The 25,074-nt window shown below is 50.1% G+C and carries 21 protein-coding genes and 1 pseudogene; 15 read left to right on the top strand and 7 right to left on the bottom strand.

What is annotated here, in order from left to right; all coding sequences use genetic code 11:
* The first annotated feature begins 11 nt into the window (after positions 1-11).
* Complete coding sequence (locus tag KZ771_RS03640; protein WP_290654374.1) at positions 12-800, top strand: RNA-guided endonuclease TnpB family protein; 789 nt, start codon at positions 12-14, stop codon at positions 798-800.
* A 172-nt stretch (positions 801-972) separates the two neighbouring features.
* Here KZ771_RS03640 and gap read toward each other — a convergent pair whose 3' ends face one another.
* Both gap and hexR read right to left on the bottom strand, forming a co-directional pair.
* Positions 973-1,983 (bottom strand): type I glyceraldehyde-3-phosphate dehydrogenase, encoded by a 1,011-nt coding sequence (gene gap, locus KZ771_RS03645; protein WP_290654375.1) that lies wholly within the window; start codon positions 1,981-1,983, stop codon positions 973-975.
* A 12-nt stretch (positions 1,984-1,995) separates the two neighbouring features.
* Complete coding sequence (gene hexR / locus KZ771_RS03650) at positions 1,996-2,841, bottom strand: transcriptional regulator HexR (RefSeq protein ID WP_133540457.1); 846 nt, start codon at positions 2,839-2,841, stop codon at positions 1,996-1,998.
* Between the two features lie 163 nt (positions 2,842-3,004).
* Between hexR and zwf the strand changes: the two genes are divergently transcribed.
* The 5 genes from zwf (at position 3,005) to eda (ending at position 8,681) form a co-directional block, all read left to right on the top strand.
* Positions 3,005-4,474: a glucose-6-phosphate dehydrogenase gene (zwf, locus tag KZ771_RS03655; protein WP_290654376.1), complete on the top strand. Its 1,470-nt coding sequence runs from the start codon at positions 3,005-3,007 to the stop codon at positions 4,472-4,474.
* 14 nt (positions 4,475-4,488) lie between these two features.
* Complete coding sequence (gene pgl / locus KZ771_RS03660) at positions 4,489-5,184, top strand: 6-phosphogluconolactonase (RefSeq protein ID WP_053952284.1); 696 nt, start codon at positions 4,489-4,491, stop codon at positions 5,182-5,184.
* A 97-nt stretch (positions 5,185-5,281) separates the two neighbouring features.
* Positions 5,282-7,117: a phosphogluconate dehydratase gene (edd, locus tag KZ771_RS03665; RefSeq protein ID WP_053952283.1), complete on the top strand. Its 1,836-nt coding sequence runs from the start codon at positions 5,282-5,284 to the stop codon at positions 7,115-7,117.
* Positions 7,107-8,123, top strand: a complete 1,017-nt coding sequence (gene glk / locus KZ771_RS03670) for a glucokinase (protein WP_290654377.1) — start codon at positions 7,107-7,109, stop codon at positions 8,121-8,123. Before edd ends, glk begins: the two co-directional genes overlap by 11 nt.
* A gap of 9 nt (positions 8,124-8,132) precedes the next feature.
* Positions 8,133-8,681, top strand: coding sequence for a bifunctional 4-hydroxy-2-oxoglutarate aldolase/2-dehydro-3-deoxy-phosphogluconate aldolase (gene eda, locus KZ771_RS03675; RefSeq protein WP_290654378.1), 549 nt, complete (start codon positions 8,133-8,135; stop codon positions 8,679-8,681).
* Positions 8,682-8,815: 134 nt separating this feature from the next.
* On the opposite strand, the gene KZ771_RS03680 is transcribed toward eda, so the two are convergent.
* Positions 8,816-9,655, bottom strand: a complete 840-nt coding sequence (locus KZ771_RS03680) for a DMT family transporter (RefSeq protein ID WP_290654379.1) — start codon at positions 9,653-9,655, stop codon at positions 8,816-8,818.
* 104 nt (positions 9,656-9,759) lie between these two features.
* Here KZ771_RS03680 and KZ771_RS03685 point away from each other — a divergent pair, with 104 nt between their 5' ends.
* The 4 genes and pseudogenes from KZ771_RS03685 to KZ771_RS14310 all read left to right on the top strand — a co-directional run bounded on the left by KZ771_RS03685 (position 9,760) and on the right by KZ771_RS14310 (position 12,544).
* A complete protein-coding gene (locus KZ771_RS03685; protein WP_133540452.1) occupies positions 9,760-10,653 on the top strand; it encodes a LysR substrate-binding domain-containing protein in 894 nt (297 codons plus the stop codon).
* 131 nt (positions 10,654-10,784) lie between these two features.
* Positions 10,785-11,657 carry a thioredoxin family protein gene (locus KZ771_RS03690; protein WP_290654380.1) on the top strand — a complete coding sequence of 291 codons (873 nt, stop codon included), beginning with the start codon at positions 10,785-10,787 and terminating at the stop codon, positions 11,655-11,657.
* Between the two features lie 17 nt (positions 11,658-11,674).
* A pseudogene (locus tag KZ771_RS14305) lies at positions 11,675-12,094 on the top strand (cytochrome-c peroxidase); the annotation flags it as partial.
* 72 nt (positions 12,095-12,166) lie between these two features.
* Positions 12,167-12,544: a hypothetical protein gene (locus tag KZ771_RS14310; protein ID WP_365996722.1), complete on the top strand. Its 378-nt coding sequence runs from the start codon at positions 12,167-12,169 to the stop codon at positions 12,542-12,544.
* A gap of 1 nt (position 12,545) precedes the next feature.
* Here KZ771_RS14310 and KZ771_RS03700 read toward each other — a convergent pair whose 3' ends face one another.
* Genes KZ771_RS03700 through KZ771_RS03710 form a run of 3 tightly spaced genes read right to left on the bottom strand, consistent with a single transcriptional unit; the run spans position 12,546 to position 15,870 of the window.
* Complete coding sequence (locus KZ771_RS03700; RefSeq protein ID WP_290654381.1) at positions 12,546-14,168, bottom strand: methyl-accepting chemotaxis protein; 1,623 nt, start codon at positions 14,166-14,168, stop codon at positions 12,546-12,548.
* 44 nt (positions 14,169-14,212) lie between these two features.
* Positions 14,213-15,202: a c-type cytochrome gene (locus KZ771_RS03705; protein ID WP_290654382.1), complete on the bottom strand. Its 990-nt coding sequence runs from the start codon at positions 15,200-15,202 to the stop codon at positions 14,213-14,215.
* 11 nt (positions 15,203-15,213) lie between these two features.
* Positions 15,214-15,870, bottom strand: a complete 657-nt coding sequence (locus KZ771_RS03710) for a c-type cytochrome (RefSeq protein WP_290654383.1) — start codon at positions 15,868-15,870, stop codon at positions 15,214-15,216.
* A 109-nt stretch (positions 15,871-15,979) separates the two neighbouring features.
* On the opposite strand from KZ771_RS03710, the gene KZ771_RS03715 reads away from it, so the two are divergent.
* On the top strand, positions 15,980-16,984 hold the full coding sequence (locus tag KZ771_RS03715; protein WP_290654384.1) for a hypothetical protein: 1,005 nt from the start codon (positions 15,980-15,982) through the stop codon (positions 16,982-16,984).
* On the opposite strand, the gene KZ771_RS03720 is transcribed toward KZ771_RS03715, so the two are convergent.
* Complete coding sequence (locus KZ771_RS03720) at positions 16,981-18,261, bottom strand: serine hydrolase domain-containing protein (protein WP_290654385.1); 1,281 nt, start codon at positions 18,259-18,261, stop codon at positions 16,981-16,983. The two genes, KZ771_RS03715 and KZ771_RS03720, sit on opposite strands and share 4 nt — an antisense overlap.
* 145 nt (positions 18,262-18,406) lie before the next feature.
* Here KZ771_RS03720 and KZ771_RS03725 point away from each other — a divergent pair, with 145 nt between their 5' ends.
* From KZ771_RS03725 to KZ771_RS03740, 4 genes are all read left to right on the top strand, one after another.
* Positions 18,407-19,411, top strand: a complete 1,005-nt coding sequence (locus tag KZ771_RS03725; protein WP_290654386.1) for a WYL domain-containing protein — start codon at positions 18,407-18,409, stop codon at positions 19,409-19,411.
* A gap of 106 nt (positions 19,412-19,517) precedes the next feature.
* Positions 19,518-23,177, top strand: a complete 3,660-nt coding sequence (locus KZ771_RS03730; protein WP_290654387.1) for an ATP-binding protein — start codon at positions 19,518-19,520, stop codon at positions 23,175-23,177.
* Positions 23,174-23,800: a hypothetical protein gene (locus KZ771_RS03735; protein ID WP_290654388.1), complete on the top strand. Its 627-nt coding sequence runs from the start codon at positions 23,174-23,176 to the stop codon at positions 23,798-23,800. Before KZ771_RS03730 ends, KZ771_RS03735 begins: the two co-directional genes overlap by 4 nt.
* Positions 23,801-25,054 (top strand): hypothetical protein, encoded by a 1,254-nt coding sequence (locus tag KZ771_RS03740; protein WP_290654389.1) that lies wholly within the window; start codon positions 23,801-23,803, stop codon positions 25,052-25,054.
* Positions 25,055-25,074 lie beyond the last annotated feature (20 nt).

The following is a 25,074-nucleotide window of genomic DNA, read 5'->3' on the forward strand; positions in this document are numbered from 1 at the left end:
AAGTGCCGAAGATGAAGCCGCTTAAGGCGCGGGTTCACCGTGAGCTAAACGGAAAGCTCAAGAGCGTAACGCTGTCGCGCTCGGTAACAGGGAAGTACTACGCCTCGCTGTTGGTTGAAGATGGCTTGCAAACACCGGCCCCATTGCATAGCGTTGATACCGTGCTGGGCGTTGATATGGGGCTAACCCATCTTGCTATCGACTCCGAAGGAAACAAGACGGCGAATCCCCGTTTCCTGAAACGCGCCCAATCTAATTTGCGACGCAAGCAGAAAGCCTTATCCCGTTGCCAGAAAGGTAGCAAAGGACGTACGAAAGCACGCCTGAAACTGGCTAAGGCGCATGAGCGCCTAGCGAATACCCGTGCGGATTTTCAGCACAACCTGTCCCGACAACTCATTGACGAAAACCAAGCGGTGGTGGTCGAGACATTGAAAGTGAAGAACCTGTTGAAGAACCGGAAGCTATCCAAGCACATCGCAGACGCAAGCTGGTCCGGCCTGATTCAGAAACTGGAGAAACTGGAATACAAAGCGAAGGAGCAGGGCAAACATCTGGTCAAAATCGACCAGTGGTTCGCCAGCTCCAAGACCTGCTCCTGCTGTGGGCACAAGGTAGACACCTTGCCGTTGTCGGTGCGTAACTGGTCGTGCCCTGCTTGTACAGCAGAGCTTGAACGCGACGTAAACGCCGCGATCAATATCCGCCAGCAGGGTGTTATCAAACTAAGAGCCGAAGGACTGTCGGTTCCTGCCAATGGAGGCTTGCGTAAATCCGGCCACGCGCCGGTTGCTGCCTGAGAATTTGGAAGCCTCGCCCGTTAGGGCGGGGAGCAGTCACACATTCTTGTTGTTAGCTATTTTAGACGAATATTACATTTTTTAATGTAAGCGCTTTTATAAAGTAGAACAAGAAATTAACATGGTCAATGAATCAGCACAAATTATTACAATAAAAAACCTTAATAAATACTTAACTGATCGACATCAAATGGGCTGCATTGTCCAGCATACGGTTGCTAAAGCCCCATTCGTTGTCATACCAAGCCATCACTTTAACTAAACGTCCGTTGACCCGGGTTTGGTGCGTATCAAAAACACTGGATGCCGGGTTATGGTTAAAATCGCTCGACACCAAAGGTAACTCGTTAACATCGAGTACAGCACTCAGAGGCGATTTTGCAGCCGCTTGCTGTACAATTTTGTTGACTTCTTCAACGCTGGTGTCGCGATTGGCAATAAAACTAAGGTCTACGAGTGACACATTGGGTGTTGGAACCCGCACAGCAAGGCCGTCGAACTTGCCATCAAGCTCTGGAATAACTTTACCAATGGCTGCGGCTGCACCGGTTTTTGATGGGATCATTGACTGCGCAGCGGCACGGGCACGCTGTAAATCACTGTGGTAGGCATCCAGCAGACATTGATCATTGGTGTATGAGTGAACCGTTGTCATCAGTGCGCTTTCAATACCCAGGGCTTCGTTAAGCGGCTGAGCAATCGGCGCCAAACAGTTGGTGGTGCAAGACGCATTAGAAATAATAGACATATCAGGCTTCATATCCTGATGGTTAACACCATACACGAACAGACCGTCAACGTCTTTTGCCGGCGCTGAAATTATTACTTTTTTAGCTCCCGCTGTCAGGTGTTGTCCGGCGCCGTCACGATTAGTAAATAAGCCGGTGCATTCCATCACCACGTCTACGCCCAATTGCTGCCAGGGTAAATTTTTAGGGTCACGCTCGGCATAAACATTAATTTTGTGGTCATTAATATAGATGGCGTTTTCGTCGGCACGAACGTCAGCATTAAACTGGCCATGCACGGTATCAAATTTTAATAAATGTGCCAGCGTAGCAGGAGCGCCCAAATCGTTAATGGCGACAACCTCAAACTGATCATTGCGCTGACTTTCAAAGATAGCGCGGGCGATGTTTTTACCGATACGGCCAAAACCGTTAATTGCAACTTTAATTGTCATAATGAATCCTTCTTACTGCGGTGGAAAACGTGAATCTTTGAGCCCGGCTTTAACCCGGGCTAGTTGTTGTTTAATTTCCTCGCCATGCGCAAGCGCAAAGCCGGCGACGATGGCATCGATCAGCACCATCTGCGCAATACGAGATGCCATGGGCATATATTGATCGGTATCTTCAGGGACTTCGGTACTAACCACGACATGGCAGTACTTAGCCAGGGGACTGCCTTTGGCAGTAATACCAATAACCGTGGCCTGATTGTCATAGCCCAGCTGCGCAATTTCACATAGCGCTTTGGTACGTCCGGTGTGGCTAAAGCAAACGATAACGTCGCCCGGTAAGCTGTTCAGGGCAGCGACTTTTTGCACCAATACATCATCAGAGAAAATCGCCGGCGTGGTAAAACGGGCGAACTTATTCTGTGCGTCATGAGCGACCGATGCTGATGCGCCAAATCCAAAAAACGAGATCTTGCGAGCATCCTTTAGGTAACTAATGGTTTTTTCGATGGCTGCGTGGTCCAAAGTGCGCTGGGTATTGGCAAGCGCAGAAAGTGTCGACGAAAATATCTTATCGGTAACCGTGGATACGTTATCGTCATCGTCAATTTGCGAGTTAACGTACGAGGCGCCCTTAGCCAGTTGCTGTGCTAGTTGCAACTTAAAGTCAGGGTAGCCCTTGCAGCCAATGCGGCGACAAAAGCGGTTAATGGTGGGCTCACTGACATTGGCCTGTTTAGCCAGCGTCGCCGTCGATACATGAATAATAGCTTCGGGATCGAGCAATACCTGCTGCGCTACCTTATATTCATTTTTACTCAAGTCTGACAGGCGATCCTTCACCGTTTGCACTATATTCATGGGCAAAAGCTCCAACAAAGCGTTGTTCGTTTTTGTAATTTAATTACATTAATATTTGCCATGCTAACCTAAACGTTGCTAAAGTGTGAATAGAAATGTAGTAAAATTACAAAAATTAATAAAAAACGATTTCAAACCATTCAACTGAAAGTGGACAAAAGCAATGCCAAATGATTGCCCGAACTGTTGTGACATGGTGCTTTTTGGAGCGCTTGGGGATTTGTCCCGGCGTAAGTTAATCCCGGCCTTGTATCAGCTGGAACGTGCTCAACTTATCGAACCACAAAGCCGCATTATTGCGGTCGCCCGCGAAGACATGCCGGCGGCACAAATTACCGAGCGTGTTAGCGACGTGCTGAAGCAATTTGTGGCGGAAAACGAGCGTGACGATGATTCGATGGCGCGCTTCTGTAAGCGCTTTCAGTATGTCTGCATGGATTTCTCGGATAACGCGAGTTATCAATCGCTGCAGCAATGCCTTGAGCAAAAACAGCATCAGCGCATCTTTTACCTGGCCACGCCGCCTGCGCTTTATGCCACGATTTGTAAAGGGCTACACAACGTAGGCCTGACTGCTGAACCAACGCGGGTGATACTGGAAAAGCCCATCGGTCATAACTTGTCGTCATCAAAAGACATTAACGAAGAAGTCGGCCAGTATTTTAACGAAACCCAGATTTATCGTATTGACCATTATTTGGGTAAAGAAACCGTACTTAACCTGTTAGCGTTGCGGTTCGCCAATTCGTTGTTTTCCAACAACTGGGATCATAACGCGGTCGACCACATTCAAATAACGGCAGCAGAGCAGGTTGGTGTGGAAGGCCGCTGGAGTTATTACGATGATGCCGGTCAGTTACGTGACATGGTACAAAACCATTTGCTGCAGGTGTTATCGCTTATTGCTATGGAGCCACCGTCGCGTTTGGACGCCGAGAGCATCCGCGACGAAAAACTCAAGGTACTGAAGTCGTTACGACCTATTAATGCCAGCAATAGTCAGCAATTGACCGTAAGAGGCCAGTACGCGAAAGGTTTTGCCGGCGAAACGAAAGTACCCGGTTACCTGGACGAAGAGGGTGCTAAAGAGAACAGCGAAACCGAAACCTTTGTCGCGTTAAAAGCCTATATCGATAACTGGCGTTGGTCCGGTGTGCCGTTTTATCTGCGTACGGGTAAACGCATGCCGCAAAAACGCAGTGAAGTCGTTATTACGTTTAAAAAGCAACCACATAATATTTTCCACGAAACATTGCCTGACTTGCCCCCAAATAAACTGGTTATCCGCTTACAGCCCGACGAAGGTGTAGAAGTTGAGATGATCAACAAGATACCGGGGCTGGGTAAGCAGATGCAGCTAAAAGCGACCACCCTGGACTTGAGCTTTGACGAAACCTTCAAGAAAAGGCGTATCGCGGATGCCTATGAGCGCTTATTACTGGAAGTGATGCACGGTAATCAATACTTATTCGTGCATCGCCAGGAAGTCGAACAAGCGTGGAATTGGATTGACGGCATTATTGCTGCATGGGAGACCACCGACGAGTCACCTAAGCCATACCCTGCGGGAAGCTGGGGTCCGGTCGCTTCGGTGAGTCTGTTGGCACAAGATGGTCGTGAATGGGACGAATAAAGAGATTAAAAAAGATGAATAACGAGGACAAATCAGTGAAAACCTTTGCCAGTAACGAACAACTTTCTGAACAGCTTTGCCAACGCGTTAGTGCGCAACTCAGTGATGCTATCGCAGCGCGCGGGCATGCCTATCTCGTGGTTTCGGGTGGCAATACACCTAAGCCTTTATTCGAAAAGTTATCCCGAACTGACATCGACTGGAAGCACGTGACCATTATGTTGGCCGATGAGCGTTGGGTATTACCCGACTCTAATGACAGCAACGATAAGCTAATCAAGACCGTGCTATTAAAAAACAAAGCGGCTAAAGCGCATTATATTAGCTTGTATACGGGTCATGAAAAGGCTCAGAATGCAGCCCCTGTTTTGTCTGAACAGTTAAACGAACTGCCTGAGTTTGACGTGATTATTTTAGGTATGGGCGATGATGGTCATACCGCTTCGCTGTTTCCGGATTGCGCCGAGCTGCAACAAGGCTTAACGGCTAATGATGCGGTTATTGCAACGCAGCCAACTAAGGCGCCGTATGCACGGGTTAGTTTAACCAAGTCACGTATCATGAACAGTCGCAATATTTATTTGCACTTTTGTGGCGAAAACAAGCTGCAAGTGTTTAAACAGGTCGAAGAGAGTGGAAAGGCTATTTTGCCTATCGGTGAATTCTTGCACCAGCAGCAAGTCCCCACTGAGGTTTACTACGCAGCGTAGCTTGCGCCTGAGGCGCAAGCTACCAGATAGCCATGTAACTTGCGCCTGAGGCGCAAGCTACTCGCACGCAAGCGACCAAAAAAGATCAGGAGCAATTATGAATCCAACAGTAGCCGCCGTTACCGAGCGTATCGAAAAACGCAGCGCGGCCAGTCGCAAAGATTACCTGGCACGCATGGCAAAAGCCCGCAAACAAGGGCCGCATCGCGGCGCATTGTCTTGCGGTAACTTAGCCCATGGCTTTGCCGCCTGTGGTAAAGACGACAAACAAGAGCTGCGCAGTCTGACCAAAGCCAACATTGGTATCGTCACGGCATATAACGATATGTTGTCGGCGCACCAGCCGTACCACGATTATCCTGATAAAATTAAACAGGCGATACGTGAAGTAGGCAGTGTTGCACAGGTAGCGGGCGGCGTGCCGGCTATGTGCGACGGCGTAACGCAGGGCCAGCCGGGCATGGATCTGAGCCTACTCAGCCGTGATGTGATCGCCATGGCCAGTGCGGTGAGCTTGTCGCACAACATGTTTGATGGCGGCTTAATGTTGGGCATATGCGATAAAATCGTACCGGGATTGCTTATTTCCGCACTGAGCTTTGGTCATTTGCCGTTTATCTTCGTACCGGCGGGGCCTATGCCATCGGGTATTCCCAATAGCGAAAAAGCCCGTATTCGTGAATTGTATGCCGAGGGTAAAGTTGGTAAAGCGGAACTACTCGATGCCGAGTCGGCCTCGTATCACACGGCTGGTACCTGCACGTTTTATGGCACGGCTAACTCCAATCAGTTAGTGGTTGAGTTGATGGGCCTGCATTTGCCTGGAGCTTCGTTCGTTAATCCGGGTAACGACTTGCGCGAAGCACTGACCCGTGCAGCCGCTCAGCACGTGACTCGTATTACCGACTTGGGCAGTGATTACCGTCCGATCAGCGAAATTGTAACCGCTAAAACACTGGTAAACGGTATTGTCGGTTTGTTAGCGACGGGTGGTTCGACTAACCACACGATGCACTTAGTCGCCATTGCTAAGGCGGCGGGATACGATATCAATTGGAGTGACTTTGAAGCCTTGTCAGATGTCACGCCGATGCTGACGCGTGTTTACCCCAATGGTCAGGCTGACATCAACTACTTCCAGCGTGCCGGTGGCATGGCATTCCTGACGCGCGAACTACGCGATGCGGGTCTGTTGCATAACGACGTGGAAACGGTCGTTGGTCATGGACTGGATCTCTACACCAAGAAGCCGGAACTGGGCGAGGACGGTAAGTTAAATTGGGTTGAGATCAATAAAGAATCACTGGACGAGGACGTGCTGCGCCCAGTCAGTAATCCGTTTAGCGACCATGGTGGTTTAAAAGTATTAAGCGGCAACCTGGGGCGTGCTGTTATCAAAACCTCGTCATTGCCTGAACAAGCCGAGCCTATAACGGCACCCGCGGTTGTATTTACCGACCAAAACGATCTGGACGCGGCATTTAACGCTGGCGACTTAAATAAAGATTGTGTGGTTGTGGTCAAATATCAGGGCCCCAAGGCTATAGGTATGCCGGAGTTGCATAAATTGACACCGCCACTGGGCGTATTGCAGAAGCGTGGTTATAAGGTGGCGTTGGTGACTGACGGTCGCATGTCGGGTGCTTCAGGTAAAGTGCCTGCAGCTATCCACGTAACGCCGGAAGCGGTCGATGGCGGCTTGATTGCCAAGGTTAAAGACGGCGATATGGTTAAGCTCGACTTTTTAACCGGCGAGCTGGAATTGTTAGTCGATAGCAACGAGCTTGAACAGCGCGAACCAGAAAAAATTGATTTAACTGACAGCCACTTTGGCATGGGACGTGAATTATTTGGTAATCTACGCGCCAGTTTTAGTGGTGCCGAGCAGGGCGCTAGTGTGTTATTTAAGGACGACAAAGAGCATGGTGAGTAGCGAACATACGCCAATTATCGATGGTTTCGCGGTAGTCGCGGACATCGGTGGCACAAACGCCCGATTTGGCCGCATTAATTTAGAAACTTTCGAGTTAGACCGTATTCAGGTATTCCCTTGTGCGGACTACCTGAATCTGACCGACGCTATGATTGCGTATCGCGAGCAGCAGGATGTGCCGTTAGAACACGTCGCCATCGCTATTGCCTGTCCGGCTGAGTCTGACTCTATTCAAATGACCAACCATCACTGGCAGTTCTCTGTGCAGGGAACTAAGCGCGCGCTGGGGCTTAAGAGCTTTATCGTGTTAAACGATTTCGCTGCTGCGGCGATGAGTTTGGTTACATTGGATAAAAAAGAGCAGAAGAAAATCGGCGGCGGTCACAAACATGATGATGCGCCCAAAGCCGTACTGGGTGCCGGTACCGGATTAGGCGTGGGCCATCTGATCACCTTGCCCAATGGTGACGTAATGCCGCTGCCCGGTGAGGGTGGACATGCAGACTGGGCTCCGCTGAACGAGAAAGAGCGGGCGATTTATGAGTTTCTCTCACATCGTTTTGAAGGTCGTGTATCGGCAGAACGCGTTCTGTCAGGACCAGGTTTAGAAAATTTGTACCAGGCCATCGCGGCCTATCATGATCGCCCGGTACCGCCGTTGCGTGCTAAGACCATTGGCGCTCGTGCTCTAAGCGGCTGTGACGCGATTGCGGTAGAAGCAGTAGAACAATTCTTTGCCAGCTTAGGTAGTTTTGCCGGTAACTTGGCGTTAACGCTGAATACCCGTGGTGGCGTTTATATTGGCGGTGGCGTGGTGCCTAAACTACTGCCAATGATGGCGAACTCAGAATTTCGTGCGCGCTTCGAGCAAAAAGGGCGCTTCTGTAATTTAGCAGAGTCTATCCCCTGTTACGTCATAACCGCCGAACACGCGGGTATGCGCGGGGTCGCACAATATTTAAAACAGCGCTTGCAGCATCGTGCGAAGCGCAAGCAAACCGCTTAGGAATTAATAATGACAGCAAAAGATATATTTGAACGTGCGACGGTGATCCCGGTGATGACCGTCAACGACGTTGAGAGCGCGGTAGAAATGGGCCGCAAGCTTTATAAGCAAGGCTACGAAGTGCTTGAAGTTACGCTAAGAACCACAGCGGCGATTCATGCGATTGAAGAAATGCGTCGTGAATTGCCACACGCACTGGTAGGTGCCGGCACTGTGCTTAACGACGAACAGCTGCAATCAGTCATCGCTGCCGGCGCACAATTTGCGATTAGCCCGGGCGCTACCGACGATTTATTAAAAGCCGGTGCCAAAGCGGATATCCCATTGATTCCGGGGGTTGCGACGGTTTCTGAGGCCATGAATGGCATGCAGTATGGTTATACTGAATTCAAACTGTTCCCGGCCGAAGCAGTCGGCGGCGTTAAACTGTTAAAAGCCATTAGCGCACCGCTCGCCGATATCACCTTTTGCCCCACCGGCGGCATCAACGAATCAAACTACAAAGACTACCTGGCACTGACTAACGTAGCCTGCGTAGGCGGTAGTTGGATCATCTAAGACCACGTGCGTCAGGGCTTTCTGTAGCGTGCGTCCTGACGCACGGAAAACATTTGTCGCATCAGGACGCGAACTACAGATCGGCGTGGCCCTGTAATCGCGAAACACCCCGTAGCGTGCGCCTTTGGCGCACGTCAGGCTCGCGACTTAAGCGTCAGCAAAGTCAACGGCACGATAATCAGCACACTACCAATGTAAAAACGCGCGTCGGGCTGTTCGGCAAAAAACAACATTCCGAGTAGCACGGCGCCAATTAACCCCGTATATTCCGCACTGGTCACTTTATTACTCTCAGCCGCCCGATACGCATACACACAAGTGCCCGCATACACCATCGCAAATAAACTCGATCCAACCGCAATCAAAAGCGTATCCAGGTTAAATGCAGCGCCCTCGAACAATGCAAACGCAGCTGCCGTCGGTATCCCCAACAAGTTGGTTAAATAGAGCGTATCAATAATGCCATGCTCCGATGGCAACTTTTTAATCAGCAAATTATTCAACGCCAGCGTGGTTGCTGCCACCAGCGCCGCCAGCGCAAAGATATTGGCCGAGGTCGGATTGACGATAACCAACACACCCACCATGCCCAGGGCAGCTGTAGACAATGACAAAATCGTCACGCGCTCTTTAAACAACAACCGAGCCAGCACGACGGTAATCACCGGCGCGGCATAAAATATGGCGTTAGCCGTAGCAAGCGGCAGGGTGGTTAGCGAAATCACCATAAACACCGTGCCCAGTAGGAAAATATGCGCGCGAGTCGCATGCCAGCGCAAATTTTTCGGTAACAGTGGTCGCTTAAGTAGCAGGATAACCGGCAGCAACATCAAGGTTGCGCTTAGCTGACGATACAAAACAAACTGAAACGGCGCCTCAAAACCATCCAGTAACTTAATCAACGAGTCCGACAGGATCACCACGTTATTGCCTAACACTAACAACAAAATAGCCCAAACCAATGAACGATCCATAGATACCTCCCTGATAGTCACCCTTGAATTGACGGCTATTTTAGGTCAGGCTAGTTATTAAATAAAATGATATAAAGTCATTTAAACATGAGGTAATTAGATAGATGAGTTTGCCGTTTAGAGCCATTCATTACTTTGTCGAAGTCGCCCGTTGCGAAAGTTTTTCGAAAGCGGCAGAACGGCTGTTTGTTTCACAAAGTGCGGTAAGTCACCAGGTACGCTTACTAGAGGAGCTGCTAGGTGCGGATCTGTTTGTACGTCGCGGCCGACAAACCTTGTTGTCAGCGGTCGGTGAGAGTTATTTTAACGAGGTGGCCAGTGCCATAAACAGCATCGAACACGCCACCCGCAACTTCCAGCAGGATGATTCACGCCAGGTGCGTTTGGCTGTACACGGGTCATTGGCGGTAAAATGGTTAATCCCGGCACTGGATGACTTTCGTGAGCGTTATCCCAATGTTGAACTGACACTGCAAATGCTGACGAAAGACGGCCACTTTGATAGTCAGTGGGCCGACTGCTTTATAACCACGATGCCGCCCGGCGCGGGTTTTGTGCGTTATCATTTATATGACGAAACGCTAAAACCTTATTGCTCAAAAGCCCTTTGGAATGAAGCCAGTCGGTTATCAGACGTGGCCGATCTGAGGCGGTTTCCGTTGTTATCGGCGATTTCTGCGTTTGCCAGCGGTCAGCCGGGAACAGACTGGCAGCGTTGGTTCGAAAAAGCCGGTATTGTGCTGCCAACTGACGCGAAAGTGCATCATTTTAGTCATTTGTTACTGGCTGCCGAAGCCGCCAAATACGGCCAGGGCATTGCCTTACTTAACGAGTTTATGACGACCGAGCAAGAGCGTGCCGAGAGCCTGTTCGAATTACCGTTTCACGGCATTCGCACCGACGACAGCTTTTATTTTGTGTACCCCGCATCAACGCCCAAATCACCCGGCCTGCAAGCCCTCGGTGACTGGCTGGTCGCGCTATGCAAAAACCGCTGACAAAAAAACAAAAACACTGAAACACAGAGAGCACAGAGGCCACAGAGAAAAACGCTTTAATAATCATGATATAAATCGTTCGTAAAGTACGGTATATTTTTACACAAAGTATTAGGTGGTAAGGCGCAAGCATGAAGTATTTATTGGTCGTAGTCGCATTAGTATGTACATCAGCACTAGCACAAGAGTGGCAGTTTGATGGTCAGAATCCGAATTCGCAGCAGCTAAAACAATGGCAGCAGCAAGCTGCGGCAGAAGGTAAAGACCTGATGCTGGTGTTAGGGGCTAATTGGTGTGGTGACAGCACCGCATTGCTGCAACAGTTTAACCAATCGGAATTTAGTCAAAAACTACAGCAAAACTATCAAGTGCAGCCGGTTGACGTCGGCTACTTTGAACGCGGCTACGATATCGTAAAAGCTTATGATGAACCTATGTATTACGGCACACCCACGGTAATGATTATCGATGCGGAAACCGGCGCCATCGATAATTTTGGCGATTGGCAACACTGGACCAATGCGTCAAAGCATTCTACAGAGGAATTCACCCAGTATTTTATCGAGCAGTCCTACCAGGCTGTTGATAAAAGCCAGTTAAGCCAGGCACAGCAACAACAACTTAACGACTTTAGCCAACGGCAGGCGCAGCGCGTAAAAGCCGGTTACGACTGGGTTGCTCCGCATTTAAAAGCTTATAAAGACTCAGGCGCCAAACAGCCACCGCAGTCGTTTGTCGATAAATGGATGGCAGTCGCAACATTCCGCAATCAAGTGCATAGCGATATCGTCACCGCCATCGAGCAGGGCATCGCAAACCCCGAACAGCCTTTGCCGTTACCGTCGTACCCGCAACAGCGCTGGGAGTCGGAACAGGACCCGTTGGTACAAATCTATCGGGGACCTCAATCACAGTGGCCTGCGGCAATGGTTGACAATAATGTAACGGCGACGCCGTTGGCAGCCTTACCACGACAACAGGAAGCCCACGCAAAAAAGTCGTAAACCGAGCTCAGCGTGAGCTCGGTAAAGCGTTGTTTTTTGAGCCGCTGCTGTCTAAGTCGCAGCAAATTTCCTGTGCCAGCTGCCATGATCCCGAGCAGGGCTGGGCCGATGGCAAGCGCAAGGCCATCGGGCATCAACAGCAACAACACGATCTCAACACCCCCAGCATCATTAATGTGGCGTTTTTATCAGAGATATTCTGGGATGGTCGGGCAAAATCGCTCGAAGCGCAGGTGATACAAACCTGGCAAAGCCCCATCGAAATGGCGGCCAACATACCTGCGGCGGTCGAACGCATACAAAATAACAGTAACTATAGCGCTCAGTTTGAGGCGGCTTTTGGCGACACGCAAATCAATGCCGGCCGAATAGCGACCGCGATAGCAAACTATATGCGCACCATCACGCTAACCGACACGCGTTTTGATCAGTTTATGCGGGGCGATCGCACAGCCTTAACCGCACCAGAAATTAAAGGTTTGCATGTATTCCGCACTAAAGGGCAGTGTATGAATTGCCACCATGGCGCGCTACTCACCGATAATGACTTTCATCATTTAGGTTCTAGCTTTCATCACCAGGGCAACTTTAAAGGGCGTTATGCGGTAACCGCCAAGCCTGAGCACGTCGGCGCTTTTCGTACCCCCGGGTTGCGCGGGGTAAGCGCGACGGCACCGTATTTACACAACGGCTTTGCCCGCAGTCTGGAGGCGCTGTTAAACCTGTATAACGATGGTTGGTGGCAAAATGCGCCGGATCCTAATGACGATAGTGGCATACCTTACGCCAAACTATCGCCATTAATTAACGAACTTAACCTAAGCCGAGAAGAGCTCACTCAACTGCAAGCGTTTTTACACAGCCTTGACGGGAGCGTTGAGCCCTAACTTACAACTTAAACTGATTAACCTGAGATTGCAGCTGTTCAGCCAGTCGGGCTAATTCAGCGGTTGCCGTATCGGTCTGCTCTGAGCCCGCGGTAATTTGTTCGCTGGCATCGTTGATACGGTTAACATTTTGGTTAATTTCGTCAGCCACCACCGACTGCTCTTCGGCGGCATTAGCAATGCTGGTATTCATGTCGTTAATGCGCGAAACCGCGGTGGCAATGACCTGTAATGCTTCTTGTGCCTGGCGTGCGGCACTAACCGTTTCGTCGGTCTGCGCATGACTTTCGGTCATAATATTGGTAGCGCGGCCGGTTGCGCTGCGCAATGACTCAATCATGTCAGACACTTCCTGGGTCGCGGTTTGAGTGCGATGGGCCAGGTTGCGTACTTCGTCGGCGACAACAGAAAAACCACGACCTTGTTCGCCGGCTCTGGCCGCCTCTATAGCTGCGTTAAGCGCCAACAAGTTGGTCTGCTCGGCAATGCCGTTAATCACCTCTAAAATACCGCTAATGCGCTCGCTGTTGGAATTAACATCCTCCATCGACGATACGGCATTTTCGACCCGTTCGGCCAAGGATTTAATCGTGGTTTGAGTTTCTTCAACGATCCGCTCGCCACGTTTAGCCTCTTCATCCGCTTCGTTCGCGGCAGAGGAAGCATCCAGTGCACTTTCAGCAACGTTCTGCACCGTTGCCGTCATTTCGTTCATGGCTGTGGCGACTTGCTCGGTTTCGCTGCGTTGCGTGTGAATAGCGCGTGATGATTCGTGCGACACCGCAGCGACTTCTTCAGCAGCGGAGGCGACTTGCAAAGTTGAGTCACGAACTTCGCTGACAATAGCATGCACTTTCTCGATAAAACGATTAACACTCACCGCCATGTCACTGATTTCGTCGTTGCCATCCGCTTCCAGGCGTTTGGTTAAATCGCCTTCGCCGGCAGACAGCTCCTGCAGGTGCTCGCGAGTGGCCTGAATGCGTCGCAACACCGAACCGATAATAAAGTAATTGACCGCTACGATAGCCAAGATAGCCAATAACCCAATAATCAAGCCAGTGGCATAGGTGGTGTTAACCTGTGTTTGCGCCTGCTCCTGCACTTGCTCTGTTAATGCCTGCTCTTTTTGCATTATTTCATCAACGGCAATGCGAATTTCGCGCCAGGCGGGGTTCTCTTCGGTAGCTAATAAACGGCCGGCAGCTTGTTGTTCGCCAGCCTCGGCCAGTTGTAATACTCGGCGCCGGGCATCGATAACAATACCCCAGTTGCGCTCGATCATGGTCAAGGCCTGGTCGTTATTCAAATGCACTTGGTCATCGGTCGAGCGAATAAAGCTTAGCGATTCGGTAAATAATTTATTGGTCCTTTCGACCACTTTGGCAGGTAATTCCAGCTCGGGGTTAAAGATTTTGTTACGTGAGGCAACGCCACCCAGTAACCCCTCGCCATACATGGTATTGAGTGCATCCATGCGCGCCTGGTTAACCTGTAAGTACTGCTCAAAATCCTGGTTAACGCTACGCACACCATTTAGGGTAAAACCCAAGGCTAGAATAATCAGCACCACCGTCACTACGATAGCGCTGAGCATACGGCCTTTAACGGATGATAAGAACACTCAATACCTCCTTGTTTAGGGGCTAAACTCGCGCTAAACGCGATTTAGTCAAATGTCCGTGGTTTTAAGTTATCCGGTTTAAGAAACGGTTTTTCGCCGGTGTTGTTATGATCACCCAGCACTTTGCCGTTAATTTCCTGTCCGTATAACGACCACTGATAAAAGTTATTATGCTTTTTGCGTGTCTCTTCTATATCGCCAGTGTAACGCGGATCTTGAGGGCGTTCGTGCGCATTAATAAAATAAGCGACGTCCCAAGCCTCTTTATCCGATAAGCGTCCGGGTTGGCCTAACGGCATATTGTTTTGAATAAAAGATGCCGCCGTAAAGATACGGGTAATTCCAGCGCCCCAGTTGTAGGAGTTATCGCCCCACAACGCGGGGAAAACAACCTCACCATCAACACGTTTTCCTTCGCCATTATCACCGTGGCATACCGCACAGTTGTCCGTATAAACCTGTTGCCCAGCGTCATAACTGATGTCCTCAGGCACCTGCTTACCTAAGTGGTTAAAGCCTCGTGCAGCAATATTTTTATCGTACACCTTAGCGCCCTTGGCCATATAAGTGTGATAAGCCACTAACGCCAACATGTCATCGCTACCATAGGCCGGCGGTGTACCGTTCATAGAATATGCAAAACAGCCGGCAATGCGCTCTTCCAGTGAGTTAACATGCTGATTTTTACCACGAAAGTCTGGTAGGGTCGTCGCTGCAGGCCACACCGGTGCAGCCCATGGCATACGCCCTTCACCCATATGACACGACTTACAACTCATGTCGTTAAAGACATATTCGCCGCGATATTTCTGGGTGTTCATGAACATGTCACGACCTTTGAGGATCACTTGGCGCAGCTCCGGGTGTAAATCAGGATCCGTCTTAATGTCAGTTAGCGTCGGGGCATCGTGAACATAAGCGCCTTCTTTATATTCAGGTAATTTTACTTCACCGGGATCTTGAACCGCCGCAACAGCTAATCCGGCAACAGAAGCGCCGAGTAACGATAAGGCAACTTTTAATGATTTATCCATGTTCTGACTCCTTATTTCGCGGCAGGTAGCGATGCGAGGTAGGCTGCAACCGCATCAATTTGTTCGTCACTTAAGCGTTTAGCGACAGCTTCCATTAACTGCACTTCGTCGGTTTTACGGGTACCGTTTTGCCACGCTTTAAGCTGCTGCTTAATGTAACCCGCATGTTGTCCGGCAAGGGCAGGGAAATTTTCGTCAACACCACGATTACCGGGGCCATGACATGTACTGCAGGCCGGAATGTATTCATCCCAATTGCCGTTATTGACTAACATCTCGCCCAGTTCCGCTTGTTTTTTATCGCTGATTTCTGCGGTTGCGGTCGGCGCGGGTAAGCTCGCGTAATAAGCGGCAATATCAGCCAGTTGTTGCTCGTCAAAGTTATCGACATTCATGCTCATAACGGCGTTAGTCCGGGCGCCTGTTTGATAGGCCAGCATCTGACGCAATAAATAGCCTTCGTCTAACCCCGCAATGTAGGGGAAATTGCCTGCCGCATTGCCTTCACCATTAGGGCCATGACAAGCCATACAAGGGGCACCGCTACCATCACCTTGCATTGACAGTTGTTGACCATTGTCTATATTGCCATCAGCGGCGCTGGCTGACAGTGATATCAAAAACGCACTGCCGAGGATTAAACTACGCCGACGAATGAAGTTTTTCATAACGACTTCCTTATGTGATATGAGCATATGCATATGATGGTTAGTATATTAGCAGAATATATATTATAATTCTACAAACTGTAAGGACTTTAATTAAAGGGATTAGCGTATGAACCTACGTTTGTCAAAGTTAGCAATCACCTTGTTGGCGCTAGGCATCAGCGCAAACGCAGCGGCTGAACAGCAAACTGAGCTGTCCAGCCAGATCTTTGCTAACTTCAGCAATATCCAGCAAAGTGACGTCAGCGTGCCGATTGAAGGTTGGGAATTTGACCTAAAACGCTTCTATCTTGATTTGAATCATCAATTTAACGAAACCTGGAGCGCAGTCATAACAACGGATGTGCAATGGCGCCGGCAGGCGGATCCTACGGACGTATGGTTTCGTCATGCCTATGTCGAGCGTAAAATCGGCGACGATAAAAAGCTCTGGCTGGGTGTCGCTCCGCTACCCTGGATTGACTATGTGGCGCGCAAAGTCGGCTACCGCTACGTGGATCCCAGCATTAACCCAATGGAAGGTTTCGCCGGCCCAACAGATTTGGGTGTGCACTTTTATCAAAAAGGTGAGCAGTTCAGCTATGGTGCATCAGTCGTAACCGGCGGGGGTTTTAAAAAGCCTACAGTTGGTGACTCGGCTGACGTAGAAGCCTACGCAGCATGGCACGCAACGGCTAACTGGGACGTTGCGGTGGGTATTTACACGGGCTCACGTGCACAGGATAAAGACGAAGCGAATAAGCTAAATACCGCTGAGCGCTTTAATGCCTCTGTTAATTATCAGTCGAAACAGTGGCGTTTTGGTGTTGAGTACGTGCATAGCAATAACTGGAATCAAGTCGCTACTCCCATCGAAGATGCTAAAAGTGGCTGGGGCAGTTGGGTCAGTTATCGCTACGCACCCAAGTACTCGGTGTTCTTACGTTACGACACCAGCAACCCCAGTCGCCGACTTAATCCCAGCTTAGAAAAAGACTACATTCAAGCCGGCTGGGACTGGAAGGCAACGTCCTATTTGACTGTCGCCTTTGTTGCCAAACATAAAGAGCAAACGTCAGCGACAGTCGATCGGGACTCCAACGAGTTTGGTGTGTGGACCATGTGGAATTTCTAAGGGTTATTCGTTAAGAGCTTTTTACCAATTTCGGTTACACTGCGGGCGCGGCTACTGAGTATGACAATGCCGCGCTTTCCGTCTGCAGAAAACCCAATAAAGCTGGCAAAGCCAGCGGTTTGACCGTTATGCCATATCAGCGTTTTATCACCACGTTGTTCCTTTATCCAGGCGAGCGCTTGAGCTGAATTTTTGCCCAACGATTTGCGATCTTCAAATAATGTGTTTACCAAAGGCAGGTGGTCATTATCAGGCTGCATTAGAGCCTTTAAATAATTGGCCATATCGTCAACGGTCGAAATAACCGCGCCGGCTCCGGCTAGGGCGTCAAAATGCCAGTGCGGAACCTGCTCGCCATCGATGCGGGAGCCGGCAATCAGTTGCGGATTGTCAATGGGCTCCAGCGCAATGTAAGTCTCTGACATACCCAGCGGATTAAAGAGTTTTTCCTGAATCAGGCTGTCGAAAGGCTCGTCATAGGCTTTGGCCAACGTTTCTGCTAACAGGCCGTAGCCAAAATTGGAATATTCGTATTGCGCTGGCAGCGAAACAGAACTGCTCTTAACCGCTTCTGTTAACTCAGCTATCCCATAATCTACATAAGGGTCGTCCATGTTTTGCGGGGCTAAGTTTTTGGGGAGCCGCGGCAGACCCGAGTGATGCGTCGCAAGGTCCACCAACTTTATGTCACCAACGTGCGGATTAGCATCTGGCCAGTATTTTTTTAATGGCGTTTGCTCAGACACGACGCCATCCTGCAGTGCTTTGGCTAACAACCAAGCGACCATGGTTTTCGTCACTGAACCAATTTCATATTGCTTGTTGTCGTCAACGTTAAAGGTCAAACGCTCAACATTCCATTGCCCATCAGTAAACTCAACAACAGCAACTTCGACCGGCAATTCAGCAAGTTCTTGCGTTGGTGTTTTTTGTTGCGACTCATCAACCGGGCACAGGGTCAGCGCTAAACTCATTCCTTGTTTGAACTGGCCTTGGTAACAGCCGTTTTCCTGACGTTTACCATCGAATGATGCCTGGATAACCGACGAGCTAAAAGTCAGTTGGGTGTTAGTTATGTCAACTTCTTCTACCGGAATACCAAATGCGCCTTGCGCAGGGCTATCCAGTGTTGCGGCTTGTTCATCCAGATTAAGTTGCAATGGTAAGGATGTGCTTTCATTTACCACTAAGTCGCCGGAGTAACTATTGGCAAAATCCTGTGTTTGGGCCGAAAATGCTAACAGAATAAAACTGCATAATGACAGGCGTTTTAACATCGTTTTGATACCTTTTTTTTGTTCTGGTGATAACTATAGCAAAAATACACGTATGTACAGTGAGTTCACTTACAACATGCCGTATTGATTAACTCACGAGATATAGTAGTTTAATAGCGGCGGCTTACTGACAAAGGGAATTGCAATGTCGACGACAGGATCACGTCAAACACTGGTACGCCAGTGGGAAATGCTCAAATTACTACCAACCCGAGCGCCGGGGATGACCGCGCGCGATATTTGTCAGCTGCTTAATGACGAAGGCTTTAACGTGTCCAAGCGGCAAGTAGAGCGCGATTTGGAACAGTTGTCTCAGTCATTTGCCCTGGTCTGCAACGACAAAGGTAAACCCTATGGCTGGCACTGGATGGCCGGAGCAGGGGCGGACATGCCGGCGATTTCAGCTGCCGAGGCGTTGTCTTTGACCATGGTCGAAAAAGTGTTAAAACCGCTGCTACCGGGGACTGTTTTACAGTCCATAGCACCGCGTTTAAACCAGGCCAAAGACAAACTAGCCAAATTGCAACAAAGCCAGGCTTTTGGTGACTGGCAAAACAAAGTGGCGTATGTGCCGGCGACATTGCAACAGCAGGCGCCTCATATCGATGACAACGTGTTGAATACTACCCAGTTAGCGCTGTTGCATAACCAATGCTTAGACGTTAGTTATGAACCTGCGGGTAAAGCAGCAAAAAATTATACGCTGCACCCATTGGGGCTAGTACAACGAGGCGTCAGCACCTATTTAGTGGCGACAGTCGACCCCTATGATGACGCCCGCTTGTTTGCTTTGCATCGGATGCAAGCGGCGAGTCCTCGCGATGATAAACACATAAACGTTCCTGATGGCTTTACCTTAAAAGACTATTTGTCAGACGGTAATCTGCAGTTTTCCGATGGCGTAAAGTTGGCACTAAAAGCACGTATTAACGATAACCTGACGATGCATATCAGCGAAACGCCACTGAGTGAGGACCAGGCGATTGCAGCCAGTGAGCAGGGTAATATCTTAACCGCTACGGTTAACGACTCCTGGCAGCTACGCTGGTGGATTAAATCCATGGGCGCCCAAATCGAAATCCTAGAACCCGCCGCGCTGCGCCAAGACATCGCCGGTGAACTAGCCGAAACCCTCCGCGCATACCAGTAGCTACGTGAGGGTGGCAGCCGGCGGCGGTTGCGTTATAATCTGGAGCTGATGTTGTTAATATTGGCGTTGCGTAAGGATACCCATGGCAAAACTGCTAAGAATAATAATGATAAACGGGCACCTGCCGGGTGTGGTCGAGCTTGATTTAGACGGACACACCAATATTTGTGGCTCCAATGCTTCCGGCAAAACCACCTTGCAGCGCATGATCCCGGTATTTTACGGCGAGCTGCCCAACCGTGTGGTACCCAAAACGCGGTTAAACTTCGACAAATACTACCTGCCGTACAAAAACAGCTACGTCATTTACGAATACCAGCGGCCCGCAAACGGAACAGCACAAGTGGTGCTGACTAAGCGCGCCGACGGCGTTGATTACCGTTTTGTGGACAACGGCTACGATGCTGAACATTATCTGTACGACAAAAAAGACGGTGTTGTTGCTCGTGAATACAGTGATTGGGCACAGGAAATGCGCGGTCGCGGCATTGACATGAGCGCCAAGATTTCCAGCACCACCGAATACCGCAACATTATCCTTAACGACATTAAAAACGACCGCAGCAGCCGCAGCGAAAGCCTTAAACATCGGCAATTAGCAGCGCGCTATGGTTTGGCCAACGAGAACTTTCGCCTCCGCCATATCGAAAAACTCGTCTCTGCCGTGCATGCGAAAGAAGGCAAAATGGATACCTTAAAAAGCATGTTGGCAGCGATCTTAGAAGAAGACGGCTACAAGCGCCCGGATAACACCTTTACCGGCGATAAGATCCGCGCCTGGTTGCGCGACATGAAGCAATTTTTAAAAGTTGACCGGCTACAAAAAAGCCTGGCGGATATCGAACGCATTAGCGCTGATCGTACCCGCACGTTAGAGCAACTGTGGCACTTAAAAGCGGTTATCGAAAACGATTTTAGCGAGCAAAAGCGTCTAAAAGCCGACACCGAAGCGGCTATTCAAACCCTTAAACGCGAAATTAACGAGGCACAAAATGCTTACGAGACGCTGCGCAGTGAATTGCGCGATCGCAAAAGCGATGCCCAGGCCGATCTCAAAAAACTCGAAGAGCAGTTAAACGACGCCCAGCAACAGTACGACAATTACCGCGACAACGATATCGAGCGATTAGGGCGTGAGCTCGAAGCCTTGCCCGAGCGCCGCAGCGAACTCCAGGGGCTGGAACAGCATTACGCCACCATGATGGACGCGCACAAAGACGAAGCGCAAAAGTTGCAAAGCCACAAATTAGAGATTAAAGAAGAGCTGGAGCAACTTAGCACCAAACTGCGCCGTAAAATCGAAGACAAAGCCACGCAAAAAACGGCCGTGATGCAGCAAGAGCTCGATGCCGCTAAACAGTTAAACCAGCAACTGCAACAACAGCAGCAGGCGGTGCGCGAGCAGTACGAAGCGCAACTAGAGCAGCAGCAAAACGAACTAGCCGCCAAACGTGCGCAACGCGAATTATCAACGCTAACTGACGATGAACGCAACGAAATGCAGATCGCCGAGGCGCGTGTTGATCAGGCACAGGAACAGCTCAACCAACACCAGCAGGTGGTTAGCCAGCAGCAAGAGCAGCTTAATGTTGCGTTGAGCGAGCGTGAACGGCTCGATAGCCAGGTAACAGAGGCCCGCACGCAGCTGGCGCAGAGCGAGCAACGTATTGAACAGTTGCAGCAACGACTACAACCAGCAGCAGGCAGTTTACGTCAGTTTTTAAGACAAAACGTCGAGCACTGGGAACAATCTTTCGGCCGCGTAGTGTCGGAGCCTTTATTGCAACGCACCGACTTAACCCCACGGCTGACAGCAAACGAACACAACGACAGCCTGTTTGGCGTTGAGCTGGATTTACATGCCATCGAACTGCCGGAGCATGCCGCCGGCGAAGAGCGCTTGCGGGAACAGTTAGAGCTGGCAACCGAACACTGGCAACAGCAGCAACAACAGCTAAAAAACGCTGAAAAAGCCTTTGCTGATGCGGTCGAACAAGCCAAACAGAAACAACAGGCATTAGATGCGGCGAAACAACAGCAACGTCAGCTGAGTAGTGATGTCGACTATGCCCGCGATAACAAAGCGCGACTGGCTCACACTCAGCAAAAGTTGGAGCAAGAGCGCAAACAACAAGTCCGTGAGCGTATCACGCAACTCGAACGTGAACTCGAGCACACCAAGGCTCAGCGCAGCGAAGCATTAGAAGAGCTGCAAGATGACCATAACGCACGAGTGTTGGAAGTCACCGCAGAATTTCAGGAAAAAACACAATTACTGCAAGAAGCCATCGACGATCTTAATGCGGAATTAGGTCGCAAGCAGGATGCCGCTAAACAACGCATTAAAGAGCTGGAGCAGGCGTTTAGCGAAAAGCTCGCAGATCAGGGCGTTGATGAGAACAAGCTGCGCGAAATAAAACAACAAATCAGTCAGTTACAGCAGCAGATTCGCGATACCGACAGCCGCCGCGATGAATACAGCGAATATCAAACCTTTATGCGGGTTACCTGGGACAAGCAACGGCCACAATGGCTGGAGCAAGAGCAACAAGCGAAGGCAGCGCTGCGCAAAGCAACTAGCGAATTAGAACAGCACGAAAGCCAGTTTAAAGCCCAGCAACAACAGCTAAAAGCCCGGCTGCAAACGTTAAAAGACACGCTCGAGAAAACCGAGAAGGTGGTGTTAGATCTGCAGTCGTTGGTGCAACGCATGGCCGATTTGCCGGCGTCGCTGAACCCTCCGCAAGAGTCAGCGGCAGCGCAGGGCGATGTCAGCGAGCATTGTGCCCGCAGCTATAAATTGCTGGATGAAAAGCAAAAACAAGACAAAGATCTGGAGCAGCGCATTCCGCGCTTAGAAGCCGAGTTACGCGAAGATGCCGACCTGCAATTTTTGCGCTTTATCGAGCAGTCGTTGGCACAGCAGGGCGAAGCGCCGGATCTGCAAGTACAGGTGAACACCCTAAGCGAGTTACTCAAAGTATTAGAAGGCAAGCGCGATCAAACCATTGATCAGGGTAAAACCATCGGCAAAGGGCTGTTTGAGTTTTTCACCGTCTTTAACGATATCCACAAACGTGTCAGCGATTACAGCCGACGTTTAACGCAAGCGGTGACCGATGAGTTAACCTTAGATGGCATCGATAAAGCCGAGGTTAAAATCAGCTCAACCATCGACGAGCTCAGCTTTTGGCAACCGCTCAAACAAATGACGCAGCACTACCGGCAGTGGATAGAATCCGGCGCGTTAACGCCGCCGGCAGAATATATTGACCACTTAACCGACGTTGCCGAATTGCTCAAAGCCAATCAGGAATACAGCATTGAATCGCTGATCAAACTGCAGTTAAATCTGGTCGAGAACGGCGAGCCGGTGGTTATTCGCAACGATCGCCAGTTAACCGATTCGTCCAGCCACGGCATGGCCTACCTGATCTTGTGTAAATTCCTGCTGGCCTTTACCCGCTTACTGCGGCCGGAGCAGGCCGGCGTCACCATTCACTGGCCTATCGACGAAATTGGTACTTTGGCTTACCACAACGTCGAAAAGCTCTTTGTTGCGTGCGATAACAACAACATCGATATTGTTGGCGCCTTCCCGAACCCGGAATCGGATGTGTTACTGCTGTTTAAGCACCGCTATTTGATTGAGCCGCACAAAGAATTTGCCAACAAAGGCCAACTTAAACGGATTAAGCCAAGGGTATCTGAGCTCAGCCAAAAGTTGCAGGCGCTGCGACAAGACAGCAAGGAGGCTAACGCATGATTTCGCCAATATATGGACCCTTAATCGAAAAGCTATTGGCGGGTGAATTTATTTGCGCGATTAGCGACGAAGCCAACTTTGCAAAGTTACAAGACGACGAGGCGCGCGACAGTATTGATGCGTATCTAAAGCCATTAAACCGACGGCTGGCGGCCAATGACGAAGGCAGTGTGTATTTTCTGGCGTATCGTGATCTCGATGACGGTGCGCGTGAGCACTTAAAGCAGCAACTCGGTGTAGTGATGGGCTCGATGTTGCCATTGTTAGAGTGGTTAACATACGTGCAGGAAGCCATGGGCAGCGACGGTATTTTAACGGCCGGCGATACCCTAAAACTGCAAGAGTTAACAGTAAAAACCGAAGACAATCCGAGCCTGCGTCAACGCTTGCAAAGTCTGGCCAATGATCGCTTTTTTAATTCACAGTCGGACGCGGTCGATGGTCAGGCTAAGCAAGTAGCTAAACGCCTAGTCGAACATGGTTATTTACTGCAACCCCATGCGAATCGCCTGTATTTTACCGTCACCGGCAAAATTGATTACCTGCTTGAACTGGTGCGCTTTGTCAAAGACGAAGAAAATATTCCACTGGAAGATACCAGTAGTCAGGCGGAGCTGTTGTAAATGGCGCAGGCAAACGACGAGCAGCTACTAAGCAACGTTTTCGACGTTGGGGTCGAGCGGCTAAAATTAATTGGCAACCATGCTAAGGTGCTGATGCAAGGGTACCTAAGCGGCGGCATCGATGCCTCGGGACTGAGCGAGCAAGCGCTGAAAAAGCTCATCAATGCGCGGATTATTTATCAGCCCGATGATAGCCACGAACTAAAACTACGCCATCCTGTGGTGCAACTGGTCGCCGCCATGGTTACCGACGAAAGCCGCCGCCAGGTTAATGCCGATATCGCCGATAAACTACAGAGTATCCGCGGTTTTGTGCAAGGTTTTCGGGAAGCGCAGCGCAGCGGCGATGTGATCCGTGCCGATAACCAGCTGCAACGCACCGAAGAGGCAGTCTATGATCTGACCTCGCAATTTGAGGAAGCCATTTTTAGTTTGTGGCATCGGCTTAATTCAAATTTTGGTTTTGTCAGTAACCTCAGCGATAAAATCCGTGAAAACAGCCGCGCTCAGGAGCAGATCAGGCGCCTGATAGAAGGGCTTTCATTAATTGACTTTGACGAGTTGATTGAATTAGCCGAGGGTAACCCGGCGCTGCGCAAATTGTTAGTCACCAAGTTGCAGACACAGATTAACGGTCATCACGGTAGCTTGCTGGAAGTACAAAAGCGCTTGGTCGAGTTAATGACGCGCTTCCGCGAGCAACAAGAGCGCAGCTTGTTAGTCACCAACATGGCCGGCTTTTTACGTGAACATCCGGGCTTTACCGTAGGCGATTATGCCTATCGCAGTCAGGTGCCGAGCTTGGTGAATGTTGCCGCGGCGATAAAGCCAGCCGCTGCCGTAGCACTGGATCGACGTGATCAGCACGCAGATATCGCTCATATCGTACACGGGCTTTATAAAGAGCTGGCGATAAAGGCCAAAACCGACGATGCCGACTCCAATACCCAGGCAGTTGATAACAGCGCGCAACAGCAAGCGGTGGAAGCACGACAACAACAACTTAAACACGATGCCATGCAATACTTTATGGCCGCCTGCGACAGCAAAACGCCGCTATCGGCGCTTGATTACCTGCACCAGCAGACACTCGAATGGCCACCGGAGGCCTGGCTGTTTCAGGTGATTGGCGAATACAACAGCCTGCCGCGAAACGAACAAAAACTGTTTAGCATCGAACGCAGCGAACACCCGGTAAGCCGCTACAACCAAGTCATCGTCATCGAAGACATCGCCCTGCGGTTCACCCCCTGATGCGTACCTTGCGCCTTCGG

This window comes from Idiomarina sp., from assembly GCF_019431395.1.
In the GTDB taxonomy this organism is placed as follows: domain Bacteria; phylum Pseudomonadota; class Gammaproteobacteria; order Enterobacterales; family Alteromonadaceae; genus Idiomarina.

Excerpts from the sequence above, each read along its gene's own strand:
- KZ771_RS03640 (WP_290654374.1), top strand. The coding sequence starts at position 12 with ATGAAGCCGCTTAAGGCGCGGGTTCACCGTGAGCTAAACGGAAAGCTC.
- gap (WP_290654375.1), bottom strand. The coding sequence starts at position 1,983 with ATGACAATTAAAGTTGCAATTAACGGTTTTGGCCGTATCGGTAAAAAC.
- hexR (WP_133540457.1), bottom strand. The coding sequence starts at position 2,841 with ATGAATATAGTGCAAACGGTGAAGGATCGCCTGTCAGACTTGAGTAAA.
- zwf (WP_290654376.1), top strand. The coding sequence starts at position 3,005 with ATGCCAAATGATTGCCCGAACTGTTGTGACATGGTGCTTTTTGGAGCG.
- pgl (WP_053952284.1), top strand. The coding sequence starts at position 4,489 with ATGAATAACGAGGACAAATCAGTGAAAACCTTTGCCAGTAACGAACAA.
- edd (WP_053952283.1), top strand. The coding sequence starts at position 5,282 with ATGAATCCAACAGTAGCCGCCGTTACCGAGCGTATCGAAAAACGCAGC.
- glk (WP_290654377.1), top strand. The coding sequence starts at position 7,107 with ATGGTGAGTAGCGAACATACGCCAATTATCGATGGTTTCGCGGTAGTC.
- eda (WP_290654378.1), top strand. The coding sequence starts at position 8,133 with ATGACAGCAAAAGATATATTTGAACGTGCGACGGTGATCCCGGTGATG.
- KZ771_RS03680 (WP_290654379.1), bottom strand. The coding sequence starts at position 9,655 with ATGGATCGTTCATTGGTTTGGGCTATTTTGTTGTTAGTGTTAGGCAAT.
- KZ771_RS03685 (WP_133540452.1), top strand. The coding sequence starts at position 9,760 with ATGAGTTTGCCGTTTAGAGCCATTCATTACTTTGTCGAAGTCGCCCGT.
- KZ771_RS03690 (WP_290654380.1), top strand. The coding sequence starts at position 10,785 with ATGAAGTATTTATTGGTCGTAGTCGCATTAGTATGTACATCAGCACTA.
- KZ771_RS14310 (WP_365996722.1), top strand. The coding sequence starts at position 12,167 with ATGAATTGCCACCATGGCGCGCTACTCACCGATAATGACTTTCATCAT.
- KZ771_RS03705 (WP_290654382.1), bottom strand. The coding sequence starts at position 15,202 with ATGGATAAATCATTAAAAGTTGCCTTATCGTTACTCGGCGCTTCTGTT.
- KZ771_RS03710 (WP_290654383.1), bottom strand. The coding sequence starts at position 15,870 with ATGAAAAACTTCATTCGTCGGCGTAGTTTAATCCTCGGCAGTGCGTTT.
- KZ771_RS03715 (WP_290654384.1), top strand. The coding sequence starts at position 15,980 with ATGAACCTACGTTTGTCAAAGTTAGCAATCACCTTGTTGGCGCTAGGC.
- KZ771_RS03720 (WP_290654385.1), bottom strand. The coding sequence starts at position 18,261 with ATGTTAAAACGCCTGTCATTATGCAGTTTTATTCTGTTAGCATTTTCG.
- KZ771_RS03725 (WP_290654386.1), top strand. The coding sequence starts at position 18,407 with ATGTCGACGACAGGATCACGTCAAACACTGGTACGCCAGTGGGAAATG.
- KZ771_RS03730 (WP_290654387.1), top strand. The coding sequence starts at position 19,518 with ATGATAAACGGGCACCTGCCGGGTGTGGTCGAGCTTGATTTAGACGGA.
- KZ771_RS03735 (WP_290654388.1), top strand. The coding sequence starts at position 23,174 with ATGATTTCGCCAATATATGGACCCTTAATCGAAAAGCTATTGGCGGGT.
- KZ771_RS03740 (WP_290654389.1), top strand. The coding sequence starts at position 23,801 with ATGGCGCAGGCAAACGACGAGCAGCTACTAAGCAACGTTTTCGACGTT.